The sequence below is a fragment of the Paraburkholderia sp. EG304 genome (assembly GCF_046543485.1).
In the GTDB taxonomy this organism is placed as follows: Bacteria; Pseudomonadota; Gammaproteobacteria; order Burkholderiales; family Burkholderiaceae; genus Paraburkholderia; species Paraburkholderia youngii.
Genome location: NZ_JBKGUA010000007.1, coordinates 154137 through 167005, shown reverse-complemented (window position 1 = coordinate 167005; position 12869 = coordinate 154137). Strand labels below are relative to the sequence as shown.

Annotated in this window: 10 protein-coding genes; all 10 read left to right on the top strand. The window is 65.3% G+C overall.

Translation table 11 applies throughout. The features are described 5' to 3' along the window. Positions 1-42: 42 nt before the first annotated feature. Positions 43-1293, top strand: coding sequence for an RluA family pseudouridine synthase (locus ACLFKU_RS11450; RefSeq protein ID WP_410849164.1), 1251 nt, complete (start codon positions 43-45; stop codon positions 1291-1293). Continuing rightward, positions 1290-2153: a peptidoglycan editing factor PgeF gene (gene pgeF / locus ACLFKU_RS11445; protein ID WP_368585973.1), complete on the top strand. Its 864-nt coding sequence runs from the start codon at positions 1290-1292 to the stop codon at positions 2151-2153. The genes ACLFKU_RS11450 and pgeF overlap by 4 nt, the downstream gene beginning before the upstream one ends. A 600-nt stretch (positions 2154-2753) precedes the next feature. After that, the gene (gene phaC / locus ACLFKU_RS11440) at positions 2754-4559 is read left to right on the top strand and encodes a class I poly(R)-hydroxyalkanoic acid synthase (RefSeq protein WP_410849213.1); all 1806 of its coding nucleotides are present in this window, start codon (positions 2754-2756) and stop codon (positions 4557-4559) included. Positions 4560-4738: 179 nt separating this feature from the next. Then, the gene (locus ACLFKU_RS11435) at positions 4739-5920 is read left to right on the top strand and encodes an acetyl-CoA C-acetyltransferase (RefSeq protein ID WP_018432060.1); all 1182 of its coding nucleotides are present in this window, start codon (positions 4739-4741) and stop codon (positions 5918-5920) included. A gap of 227 nt (positions 5921-6147) precedes the next feature. Beyond that, the gene (locus tag ACLFKU_RS11430) at positions 6148-6888 is read left to right on the top strand and encodes a 3-ketoacyl-ACP reductase (RefSeq protein WP_176108639.1); all 741 of its coding nucleotides are present in this window, start codon (positions 6148-6150) and stop codon (positions 6886-6888) included. Positions 6889-7025: 137 nt separating this feature from the next. Continuing rightward, entirely contained in the window at positions 7026-7643 is a 618-nt protein-coding gene (phaR, locus tag ACLFKU_RS11425; RefSeq protein WP_176108638.1) for a polyhydroxyalkanoate synthesis repressor PhaR, read from the top strand. A gap of 428 nt (positions 7644-8071) precedes the next feature. After that, on the top strand, positions 8072-9109 hold the full coding sequence (locus ACLFKU_RS11420) for a tRNA dihydrouridine synthase (RefSeq protein WP_410849163.1): 1038 nt from the start codon (positions 8072-8074) through the stop codon (positions 9107-9109). An 81-nt stretch (positions 9110-9190) separates the two neighbouring features. Beyond that, positions 9191-10585, top strand: a complete 1395-nt coding sequence (gene rimO, locus ACLFKU_RS11415; protein ID WP_368585971.1) for a 30S ribosomal protein S12 methylthiotransferase RimO — start codon at positions 9191-9193, stop codon at positions 10583-10585. A 3-nt stretch (positions 10586-10588) separates the two neighbouring features. Then, positions 10589-11539 (top strand): sugar kinase, encoded by a 951-nt coding sequence (locus tag ACLFKU_RS11410; protein WP_368585970.1) that lies wholly within the window; start codon positions 10589-10591, stop codon positions 11537-11539. 85 nt (positions 11540-11624) lie between these two features. Continuing rightward, positions 11625-12809, top strand: a complete 1185-nt coding sequence (gene bktB / locus ACLFKU_RS11405) for a beta-ketothiolase BktB (protein ID WP_410849162.1) — start codon at positions 11625-11627, stop codon at positions 12807-12809. Positions 12810-12869 lie beyond the last annotated feature (60 nt).

The window sequence follows — 12869 nt, the reverse complement described above, 5'->3', positions numbered from 1 at the left end:
GCATTTTCCAGTCTAGCTTTACGTCCAGGTGACCCAGATTCAATGACCCGCTCAAATACTCCAGGCACCGCAGGCGCCGGGAATAGCAACAAAGATTATAGCGTAAGCGCCGACCCGGCCGACGCGTTGGGCGTCGATTCCCTCGATGACGATTTCGCCGGCGACGCGCTCGCCGAAAGCGGTCCGCAAGGCTCCGCGGCCACGGCGGCGCCCGTGCCCGTGCGCGCGGCCGACGAAGCGCCGCGCAGCGTCGTGGTGCCCGACGAACTGGCCGGCGAGCGCCTCGACAAGGTGCTCGCCAAAGTGTTCCCGGAGTTCTCGCGCAGCCGTCTGCAAAGCTGGATCGAGGCGCAGCGGGTGCGAGTCGACGGCAAGCCGGCGAAGATCCGCCAGCCGGTGCCGCTCGGCGCCACGATCGAGCTCGTGCCCGATCTGCTGCCCGAGCAGCTCGCGTTCACGCCCGAGCCGGTGCCGCTCGAGATCGTCTACGAGGACGACACGCTGGTCGTCATCAACAAGCCGGCCGGCATGGTCGTGCATCCGGCGGCCGGCAACTGGAGCGGCACCGTGCTGAACGGACTGCTGCACCGCTATGGCGAGGCCGCGGCGGGTCTGCCGCGCGCGGGCATCGTGCACCGGCTCGACAAGGAGACCTCGGGGCTGATGGTGGTCGCGCGCACACTCGAGGCGCAGACCGACCTCGTGCGTCAGTTGCAGGCGCGCACGGTCAAGCGCCGCTACCTCGCGCTCGTGTGGGGCAACATGCCCGACGAAGGCACGATCGACGCGCCGATCGGCCGCGACCCGCGCGAGCGCACGCGCATGGCCGTGGTGACGGGCGCGGCAGGCAAGCCGGCGCGCACGCATTTCCGGCGCGTGGCCGCGGCGATCTGGCAGCGTCAGCCGGTCACGGCGATCCACTGCGATCTGGAGACGGGCCGCACGCATCAGATTCGCGTGCATTGCGCGCATATCGGTCATCCGCTGCTCGGAGACCCGGTGTACGGACGCGCGCGCGGCAAGCGCTCGGTCACGCCGCTGCCGGACGGCTTCGCGCGCCAGGCGCTGCACGCGTGGCGGCTCGGCCTGATCCATCCGAAGACCGGCCGCTCGATGCAATGGCGCGCCGACGTGCCGGCCGACATCGAGGCGTTGTCGGCAGCGCTCGGCCTGGGTCGCGACGACACGGGCGAGTTCGACGACGCCTATGACGAGGACGAGGACTACAGTGCATCGTTCGACGACGGCGCGTACGATGAAGACAGCGACCACGACGAGGACGATCACGCATGAGCGCCAATCTGCCTGAGCTGGGTTTTGCCGATGTCGTGCAACCCGCATGGAACGTCTCGCCGCGCGTGCGCGCGCTCGTGACCACGCGCGACGGCGGCGTCAGCGACTCGCCGTTCGGCCGCTGGCGCGACGGCGCCGACCAGCCCGGCGGGCTGAACCTGGGCCTGAAGACCGGCGATGATCCGGCCGCGGTCGCGAGCAATCGCGCACGGCTCGTCGCGCTGACCGGTGTTCGCGAAACCGCGTGGCTCGAACAGATTCACGGCGCCGGCATCGTGCGCGCCGAGGACGCCGTCGCGCACGCGCGCGAGCACGGCGCGCCGCCGCGCGCCGACGCGAGCGTCACCGATCGCGCGGGCGTCGCGTGCGTCGTCATGGTGGCCGATTGCATGCCGGTGCTGTTGTGCGACGAAGCGGGGCGCGCGGTCGGCGCCGCGCATGCCGGCTGGCGCGGACTCGCGGCAGGCATCGTCGAGCAGACTGCCGCGCGGGTCGCGGCGCTGGCGGGCGTGCCGGCCGCCGAGTTGCATGCGTACCTCGGACCGTCGATCGGGCCCGACGCATTCGAAGTCGGTCCAGACGTGCGTGACGCCTTCATGACTGATGTCGACGGCGCACAACGCGATGCGACCGCGAAGGCGTTCGTCGCGCATCCCGCGAATGCCGGCAAATATCTCGCCGATCTGCCGGCGCTGGCGCGCCTGCGCCTGCAGCGGCTCGGCCTTACGCGTATCGGCGGCGGCGATCTGTGCACGGTCACGCTGCGCGAGCGCTTTTATTCGTATCGCCGTGACCGCGAAACCGGCCGTATGGCCGCGTTGATCTGGATCGACGAACAGGCGCAATCGATTGCCGATTAATTCGGGGTGGCGCGCGCGCATCTTGTCATATTTTTAAAATCGAACGGTTGCTTATTTTGCGTGAATGCGCACCGGTTCGAGCTTCACGAATGGCACTGCAGAACCGTCACTGAAGGCCTTGCCCGGCCTTCAGACACATTTTTTGTTGCACTGCCGGAAGGATTGCCGATAGCGCGAATTCCCCGCCTGCTCTGTGGGCGACCGAACGAATAAATATGCTTAAGTACCATGCGCCGCAGGACTTTTTTCGATTGGCGTGCGGCATGGAACATTTATTCGCAAAAGCGCGATTTGCCATACAGGGAAAACGATAATTAAAAAAATATCGCACTGCGGCAAAATCGGGAGCAAGCATTGACATGCCTTGTGATGGGGAGCAAGAATGTTCCTTCTAAGCTCCTCCTCGTTCATGGGACAGGGTGTGACGAAGTCGCGAGCAATCGCTCCGTGCGCACGAACCTGCCTCTCAACCCGTCCGCAAGGACTTACCGGTCAAAAGCAGGCATGGCAGCATCTCATTCCTCAGCTTCCCCCAGCACGGACTCCTCGAAGGAGCAGACGCAGCAGGCCGGTACGAGCGGTGCATCGTCAGCCGCAGGCATGCAGCAATTTCTCGACGCCTGGATGAACGCCTGGCGTTCGTTCGGCGCTCAGCCCAATGGCGCGGCATTCCAGATGCCTTCAATGCCGCAGATGCCGGACCTCGCGCAGATCACGGCGGGCTTTCCGCAAATCCCGGCATTTCCCGGCATGCCCGACTTCAGCAAGTTGGCCGCCGGCGCGCTGCCGGGGTTGAGCATTCCCACCGCCGCGATTCCGCCCGAGCGTTTGCAGAAGCTGCAAACCGACTATTCGCGCGAGGCGATGGAACTGATCCAGCAGGCCACCACCTCGGCGATCAAGGCGCCCGAGCTCAAGGACCGGCGCTTTAGCGCGGACGCCTGGAGCCAGGCGCCCGCTTACGCGTTTACCGCCGCGTGGTATCTGCTGAACGCGCGCTATTTGCAGCAGATGGTCGACGCGCTCGATACCCAGCCGAAAACCCGCGAGCGCATTCGCTTCGCGGTCCAGCAGTGGACCGCGGCGGCCTCGCCGAGCAACTTCTTCGCGCTGAATCCCGAAGCGCAGAAAACGCTGCTCGACAGCAAGGGCGAGAGCCTGCGCCAGGGCGTGATGAACCTGCTCGGCGATATGCAGCGCGGCAAGATTTCCCAAACCGACGAATCGCGTTTCACGGTCGGCGAGAACCTCGCGAACACCGAAGGCTCGGTCGTGTTCGAGAACGATCTGCTGCAGCTGATCCAGTACAAGCCACGCACGGCGACCGTGCGCGAGCGGCCGCTCCTCATCGTGCCGCCGTGCATCAACAAGTACTACATCCTCGACCTGCAGCCTGAAAACTCGCTGGTCGCGCACGCGCTCGATTCGGGCCACCAGGTGTTCCTGATTTCGTGGCGCAACGCGGATCAGTCGATCGCGCACAAGACGTGGGACGACTACATCGGCGAGGGCGTGCTCACTTCGATCGACAAAGTGCGCCAGATCAGCGGCCGCGAGCAGATCAATACCCTCGGCTTCTGCATCGGCGGCACCTTGCTCGCCACCGCGCTCGCGGTGGCCGCGGCGCGCGGCGAACATCCGGCCGCGTCGATGACGCTGCTCACCGCGATGCTCGACTTCTCCGACACGGGCGTGCTCGACGTCTTCGTCGACGAGGCGCACGTGCAGATGCGCGAGCAGACCATCGGCGGCAAGAACGGTGCGCCGCCCGGGCTGATGCGCGGCATCGAATTCGCGAACACGTTCTCGTTCCTGCGCCCGAACGACCTCGTGTGGAACTACGTCGTCGATAACTACCTGAAGGGTCGCACGCCGGTGCCGTTCGACCTGCTGTACTGGAACAGCGACTCGACCAGTGTGCCGGGGCCGATGTACGTCTGGTATCTGCGCAACACGTATCTCGAGAACAAGCTGCGCGAGCCGGGTGCGCTGACCACCTGCGGCGAGCCGATCGATCTGTCGAAAATCGACGTGCCGACCTTTATTTACGGTTCGCGCGAAGACCATATCGTGCCGTGGCAAACCGCGTATGCGTCCGCGCCGCTGCTCTCCGGGCCGCTGAAGTTCGTGCTCGGCGCGTCGGGTCATATCGCCGGCGTGATCAATCCGCCCGCGAAGAAAAAGCGCAGTTTCTGGAAGCTCGAGAGCGACGCGAAGACGCTGCCCGCAAGCGCGGACGAATGGTTCGACGCGGCGACAGAAGTGCCCGGCAGCTGGTGGCCCGAATGGACCGAGTGGCTCGATCAGTACGGCGGCAAGAAGGTGAAGCCGCGCGCCACGCTGGGCTCCGACGAATTCCCGGTCATCGAGCCGGCGCCGGGCCGCTATGTGCGGCAACGGGAGTAGCTTTCACGCACGGGCTCGACGCGCCGTCCGGAGTTGCTGCGCAGTCGGCCGGTGCATAGGTGTTTGGCAGGTGAATGAGCGTCTGGTTGATGAAGGCGTGAGAGCAACGCAAGTTGCAACGCAATTTTTAACGTAACGGGCTGCGGCGCAGTTTGCCGGGATGCCCTGAGGATATGGAAATGACTGATGTTGTGATCGTATCGGCCGCTCGTACTGCAGTGGGCAAGTTTGGTGGGTCGCTGGCGAAGGTTGCCGCACCTGAACTCGGAGCGATCGCGGTGCGCGCCGTACTCGAACGGGCAGGCGTGAAGCCGGAACAGGTGAGCGAGGTTATCCTGGGCCAGGTGCTGACGGCGGGCTCCGGTCAGAACCCCGCGCGTCAGGCGCTGATCAAGGCGGGTTTGCCGTCGGCCGTGCCGGGCATGACGATCAACAAGGTTTGCGGCTCCGGTCTGAAGGCCGTGATGCTCGCGGCCAACGCGATCATCGCCGGTGATGCGGACATCGTCGTCGCAGGCGGCCAGGAAAACATGAGCGCCGCGCCGCACGTGTTGCCGGGTTCGCGCGATGGTTTCCGCATGGGCGACGCGAAGCTGATCGACTCGATGATCGTCGACGGCCTGTGGGATGTGTACAACCAGTACCACATGGGCGTGACGGCTGAGAACGTCGCGAAGGAACACGGCATCACGCGCGAACAGCAGGACGCGTTCGCGGCGCTGTCCCAGAACAAGGCGGAAGCCGCGCAGAAGTCGGGGCGCTTCAACGACGAAATCGTGCCGGTCGAGATTCCGCAGCGCAAGGGCGAGCCGCTGCGCTTTGCCACCGACGAATTCGTGCGTCACGGCGTGACGGCGGAATCGCTCGCGGGCCTGAAGCCGGCGTTCTCGAAGGAAGGCACGGTCACGGCGGCGAATGCGTCGGGCCTGAACGACGGCGCGGCCGCGGTGCTCGTGATGTCGCTGAAAAAAGCGGAAGCGCTCGGCCTCACGCCGCTCGCGCGCATCAAGGCGTACGCGAATGCGGGTGTCGATCCGAAGGTGATGGGCATGGGCCCGGTGCCGGCTTCGCGCCGCTGCCTCGAGCGCGCGGGCTGGACGCCGGCCGACCTCGATCTGATGGAAATCAACGAAGCGTTTGCCGCACAGGCGCTCGCCGTGCACAAGCAGATGGGCTGGGACACGTCGAAGATCAACGTGAACGGCGGCGCGATTGCGATCGGCCACCCGATCGGCGCGTCCGGCTGCCGGATTCTCGTTACGCTGCTGCACGAAATGCAGAAGCGCGATGCGAAGAAGGGGCTGGCGTCGTTGTGTATCGGCGGCGGCATGGGTGTCGCGCTCGCGGTCGAGCGAGTTTAAAGTACGCTGGGTACGCCGCGCGCGATCGCGACCGTTCGCGCGCGGCCTTCGCCGGCACAGGCATCTGGCCGCGCCGCACGCCAACTGGCGGTGCGGCGCGCTGCAACAGATGACTCGTGTCGGCAGCGCGCGTTGCCAGACGGTCGCCCGGCGGCAACGTGAACCGGCATCAGGCCAGGCACGAGGCCGCCGGCAGGCGCCTCGACAACGATAACGGAGTGTGGTTTATGACACAGCGAATTGCGTACGTAACGGGCGGCATGGGCGGCATCGGCACCAGCATCTGCCAGCGTCTGCACAAGGAAGGCTTCAAGGTGATCGCGGGCTGCGGCCCGAATTCGCCGCGCCGTGCGAAGTGGCTCGACGAGCAGAAGGCGCTTGGCTTCGACTTTGTCGCCTCCGAGGGTAACGTGGGCGACTGGGAGTCGACCAAGGCCGCGTTCGACAAGGTCAAGGCCGAAGTCGGCGAGATCGACGTGCTGGTCAATAATGCCGGAATCACGCGCGACGTTGTGTTCCGCAAGATGACGCACGAAGACTGGACCGCGGTGATCGACACCAACCTGACGAGTCTGTTCAACGTCACCAAGCAGGTGATCGACGGCATGGTCGAGCGTGGCTTTGGCCGCGTGATCAACATTTCGTCGGTGAACGGCCAGAAGGGCCAGTTCGGCCAAACCAATTATTCGACGGCGAAGGCAGGCATCCACGGCTTTACGATGTCGCTCGCGCAGGAAGTCGCGACCAAGGGCGTGACCGTCAACACCGTGTCGCCGGGCTACATCGGCACCGACATGGTCAAGGCCATCCGCCCGGACGTGCTGGAAAAAATCGTCGCGACGATTCCGGTGCGTCGCCTCGGTCAGCCGGACGAAATCGGCTCGATCGTCGCATGGCTCGCGTCGGACGAATCGGGCTTCGCCACCGGCGCGGATTTTTCGCTGAATGGCGGCTTGCATATGGGCTGAGCTATCGGCGCGCCGGACCGGAAGGCGGCGCGCTTCGGCTCAGATGGTTTCGCCGGCGTCCCGGCTGCGCAATCGATTCGATCGCACAGCCCGGACGCCGTTTCCGCGTTTGCTTAACTCGAGCTTAAAGGCGTTACATGACTACTACTACAAAGAAAACGGCCGAACGACTGATCAAGAAATATCCGAATCGTCGGCTCTACGACACGGAGACGAGCACCTACATCACGCTGACTGATGTGAAGCAGCTCGTGCTCGATCAGGAAGATTTCAAGGTGATCGATGCCAAGAGCAACGAGGACCTCACGCGTTCGATCCTGCTGCAGATCATTCTCGAAGAGGAGAGCGGCGGCCTGCCGATGTTCTCTTCTTCGATGCTGTCGCAGATCATCCGGTTCTACGGTCATGCGATGCAGGGCATGATGGGCACGTATCTGGAAAAGAACATCCAGGCCTTCATCGACATTCAGGCGAAGCTCGCCGACCAGTCGAAGAATCTGTATGAAGGCAAGGCGATGAACCCTGAAGTCTGGTCGCAGTTCATGAACATGCAGGCGCCGATGATGCAGGGCATGATGACCAGCTATATCGAGCAATCGAAGAACATGTTCGTGCAAATGCAGGAGCAGATGCAGAACCAGGCGAAGACCATGTTCGCCACGTTCCCGTTCACGCCGGGCGGCGCGGTCAATGCGAACAACGCGAGCAATGCGCCCGCTACGCCACAGGGCAATCCGGAGCCGGAAAAGAAGTGAGCGAGTGAATGGCGGCGAGATCCGCTCGGTTCGACCGGGGCTTCCGGGTAGCCCGCGGACGCGCAGCCGGCCTTCATAGCTGCAGCGGCATCGCGCGACCTGGCTGAGCGAGCTACTGGCCGTCGGCGTACCGTTGGCATCCGGCTGCTGCGTTGCCAATCTCCCAGATGGCTCGCAGGAGTGCGCAGCCACCGGCGCGCTACAATATCGGCCCGCGCGTGGGGACGCTTTTCCGTCGGAACCGGATTCAGGCCGCGGTTTAAGGTCCGTCGCGCCCCTCTGCCGGCACATCGCTGCTAGCGCCGTTATCGTTTTCCTTCCGCTGACCCGCCTTATGTTTCAGACCGTCTCCCCGATCGCGTCCGAGTCTTCCGTTGCGAAGGCCGCACGGATCGTTCTTCGCTGATCCGCCGTTCACCCATATTCTCATGAGCCGGCTGTTTCTCGCCCCAATGGAAGGGCTTGCGGACTACGTACTGCGCGACGTGCTGACCAGCGCGGGCGCTTTCGACGGCTGCGTGTCCGAGTTCATCCGCATCACGGGCTCGATGCTGCCCACGCGCGTCTATGAGCGCGAGGCGCCCGAGATCCTGCACGCGAGCGTGACCGCCAGCGGCACGCCGATGGTGATCCAGCTGCTCGGCAGCGATCCCGAGTGGATGGCACGCAATGCCGCGTACGCCGCCACGCTGTCACCGTACGGTATCGACCTGAACTTCGGCTGTCCCGCCAAAGTCGTCAATCAGCATGGCGGCGGCGCGATGCTGCTCGCGATCCCGAAGCTGCTGAACCAGATCGTCTCTGCCGTGCGCGCCGCGGTGCCGGCCGATATCGCGGTGACGGCAAAAATGCGCCTCGGCGTGTCCGACACGTCGCGGGCGATCGAATGCGCGCTGGTGGACGGCGGCGCGGCCTCGCTCGTCGTGCATGCGCGCACGCGCGACGACCGCTACCGGCCGCCCGCCCACTGGGAGTGGGTCGCGCGCATCGACGACGCCGTCGATGTGCCCGTCATCGCGAACGGCGAGGTCTGGACGGTCGCCGACTGGCAGCGCTGCCGCTCTGTCAGCGGCTGCGCGGACGTGATGATCGGCCGCGGCGCGGTGTCGGACCCGTTCCTCGCGCAGCGAATTCGCGGGCGCATGGACCCGTGCCCGTCGGCCGGCGAATGGCCGCAGGTGCTGGGTTCGATCGCCGGCTATCTGAACAAGCTGCGGGCGCACGGTTCACTGACCCATGAGCACGGCCGCGTCAAGCAGTGGCTCAGCTACCTGCAGCGGACCTGGCCGCAAGCGGCCGAGCTGCATGCGGCGATCCGGCGAGTGCAGGACTCTGACGAAATTCTTACGGTGATCGGCCAGGCGCTGGCGGCCGCAGGCGCATCGGCGCCGACGCGTGAGCACGTTTTGAGCGCCGAAAACAGCGAGCTGAATCAACCCGATCCGGCCGAACTGATCCCCGTTTGAAGACTAGAATTCAAAGACTTACGAGCGGTGGCGGTGGCGAACCGCTACAATTCACGGTTTAACGTCTTCAAGCGGTTCCCCATGTCTTCCACCCCCTCGAACGCTCCGGCCGCGCCGGGCGCCACGCCGAAAGTCGGCTTCGTTTCCCTCGGCTGCCCCAAGGCCCTCGTCGATTCCGAGCAGATCATCACGCAACTGCGCGCCGAAGGCTACGAGATCTCCGGCACCTATGACGGCGCGGACCTCGTGGTCGTCAACACCTGCGGTTTCATCGACGAAGCTGTGCAGGAAAGCCTCGACGCGATCGGCGAAGCGCTCAACGAAAACGGCAAGGTGATCGTCACCGGCTGCCTCGGCGCGAAGAAAAGCGCGAGCGGTTCCGGGCTGATCGAGGAAGTGCATCCGAAGGTGCTCGCGGTGACCGGCCCGCACGCGGTCGGCGAGGTGATGCAGGCGGTGCACAGCCATCTGCCGAAGCCGCACGATCCGTTCGTCGATCTTGTGCCTGCCGCCGGCGTCAAGCTCACGCCGCGCCACTACGCGTACCTGAAGATTTCCGAAGGCTGCAATCATCGCTGCACGTTCTGCATCATCCCGTCGATGCGCGGCGATCTGGTGTCGCGTCCGGTCGCCGAAGTGATGCTCGAAGCGGAGAACCTGTTCAAGTCCGGCGTGAAAGAACTGCTCGTGATTTCGCAGGACACGAGCGCATACGGCGTCGACGTCAAATACCGCACCGGGTTCTGGAACGGCAAGCCGATCAAGACGCGCATGACGGATCTGGTCGCCGCGCTCGGTGAACTCGCCGCGCAATACGGCGCGTGGGTGCGTCTGCACTACGTGTATCCGTACCCGAGCGTCGACGAAGTGATTCCGATGATGGCCGCGGGTCCGTACAAGGGTCACGTGCTGCCGTATCTCGACGTGCCGTTCCAGCACGCGCATCCGGAAGTGCTCAAGCGCATGAAGCGCCCGGCCAACGCGGAGAAGGTGATGGAGCGCGTGAAGGCGTGGCGCGAGATCTGCCCGGATCTGACGATCCGCAGCACGTTCATCGCCGGCTTTCCGGGCGAGACCGAAGAGCAGTTCGAGACGCTGCTCGATTTCATCCGCGAGGCGGAGCTCGATCGCGTCGGCTGCTTCGCGTATTCGCCGGTCGAAGGCGCGAGCGCGAACGAACTCGACGGCGCATTGCCCGACGAAGTGCGTGAGGAACGTCGCGCCCGTTTCATGGAAGTGGCCGAGCAGGTGTCGGCGAAGCGCATCGCGAGGAAGGTCGGCAAGACGCTGAAGGTGCTGGTCGACGAGATCAACGCGGACGGCGGCATCGGCCGCACCGCGGCGGATGCGCCGGAGATCGACGGCGTCGTCTATATCGCGCCGTCCACCAAGGCGTCGAAGCGCTACAAGGTCGGCGATTTCGTGTCGGTGAAGATCACTGGCGCGGACGGCCACGATTTGTGGGGCGAGGTCTAAGCGATGACGCCCGGCGCGGCCGCACGGCCTGAAGCTCAAACACCGGACATCCTCGCGCTCGGCGAGGCGATGATCGAATTCAACCAGTCGGCGAAGGATCAGCCGAACTACTTGCAAGGCTTCGGCGGCGACACGTCGAACTTCTGCATCGCGGCCGCGCGCCAGGGTGCGAGGACCGGCTTTGTATCGGCGGTCGGCGCCGATCATTTCGGACGCCTGCTGGTCGACCTGTGGGAGCGCGAGCAGGTCGACACGTCGTTCGTGCGTATCGATGCGCAAGCGTCGACAGGCGTCTATTTCGTATCCCACGGTCCCAACGGCCACGCGTTCGACTATCTGCGCGCGGGCTCGGCGGCGAGCCGCTATGCGCCCGCCGATCTGCCGCGCGACGCGCTCGCGGCGGCGAAGGTCATCCATCTGTCCGGCATCAGTCTCGCGATCAGCGTCAGCGCTTGCGACGCCGCGCTCGAGGCGATCGCGCATGCGCGCGCGAATGGCGTGCGCGTGAGCTTCGATACCAATCTGCGTCTGAAGCTGTGGCCGCTCGCGCGGGCGCGCGCGGTGATGCTCGAGGCGATCCGCCAGACCGACATCTGCCTGCCGAGCTGGGACGACGTCACCGAACTGACCGGGCTGACCGGCCGCGACGAAATCGTCGATTTTCTGCTGTCGCACGGGCCGAGCGTGGTTGCGCTGAAGCTCGGCAAGGACGGCTCGTATATCGCGACACCTAACGAACGACGCGTCGTGCCGGGTTACGTCGTCGATGCGGTCGATGCGACCGGCGCCGGCGACTGCTTCGGCGGCGCATTCATCGCGCGCATCGTTGCGGGCGACGATCCATTTGCCGCCGCGCGCTACGCGAACGTCGCCGCCGCGCTGTCGACGCAAGGTTATGGCGCGGTCGCGCCGATCCCGTCGCGCGAGACCGTCGAGCGGCTTCTGGCAGGCTAGATATCACGTAAGCCGCGCGCGGCGCAGCATGGCCCGCGTTGGCGCAATCATCCAGGCGAACTGGAGACAACAGGAGGGGCAAGCGATGCAACGGGACGTAGTGGTGGTAAGCGGTGTGCGCACGGCAATCGGCACGTTCGGCGGCAGCCTGAAGGATTTTGCCCCGACCGATCTCGGCGCGCGCGTCGTGCGCGCAGTGCTGGAGCGCGCGAGCGTATCGGGCGATGAAGTCGGGCATGTCGTGTTCGGCAACGTCGTGCACACCGAGCCGAAAGACATGTATCTCGCGCGCGTCGCGGCGATCAACGGCGGGGTCGCGCAGCATACGCCCGCGCTGACGGTGAACCGGCTGTGCGGCTCGGGCTTGCAGGCCATCGTGTCGGCCGCGCAAAGCGTGCTGCTCGGCGATGCCGATATCGCGATCGGCGGCGGCGCCGAAAACATGAGCCGCGCGCCGTACTCGATGCCGGCCGCGCGCTTCGGTCAGCGCATGGGCGATGCGCGTCTGGTCGACATGATGGTCGGCGCGCTCAACGATCCGTTCCAGTCGATCCATATGGGCGTGACCGCCGAGAACGTCGCGCGCAAGTACGACATCTCGCGCGACGCGCAGGACGCGCTCGCGCTCGAATCGCACCGTCGCGCGGCCCACGCGATCACGAGCGGCTACTTCAAGGAACAGATTCTGCCGATCACGCTCGCATCGAAGAAGGGCGACATCGTATTCGACACTGACGAGCACGCGCGGCTGAACGCAACCGCGGACGACTTCGCGAAGCTCAAGCCGGTGTTCGTGAAGGAGAACGGCACGGTGACGGCGGGCAACGCGTCGGGCATCAACGACGCGGCCGCGGCCGTCGTGCTGATGGAGCGCAGTGTCGCCGAGCGGCGCGGCGTGAAGCCGTTGGCGCGGCTCGTGTCGTACGCGCATGCGGGCGTCGATCCGGCGTATATGGGCATCGGGCCGGTGCCGGCGAGCCGCAAGGCGCTCGAGCGGGCAGGTCTGACGGTCGCCGATCTCGACGTGATCGAGGCCAACGAGGCATTCGCCGCGCAGGCCTGCGCGGTCAGCAAGGAGCTCGGTCTCGATCCGGCCAAGGTCAATCCGAATGGCTCGGGCATTTCGCTCGGCCATCCGATTGGCGCGACCGGCGCGCTGATCACCGTGAAGGCGCTGTACGAGCTGCAGCGCATCGGCGGGCGCTATGCGCTCGTCACGATGTGCATCGGCGGCGGCCAGGGCATCGCGGCGGTTTTCGAGCGTCTGTGACCGCGCACGGCAGGCCGGCCCGGCATAGGTAGCAAGCAGGAACCAGCAACAAGGATCGAC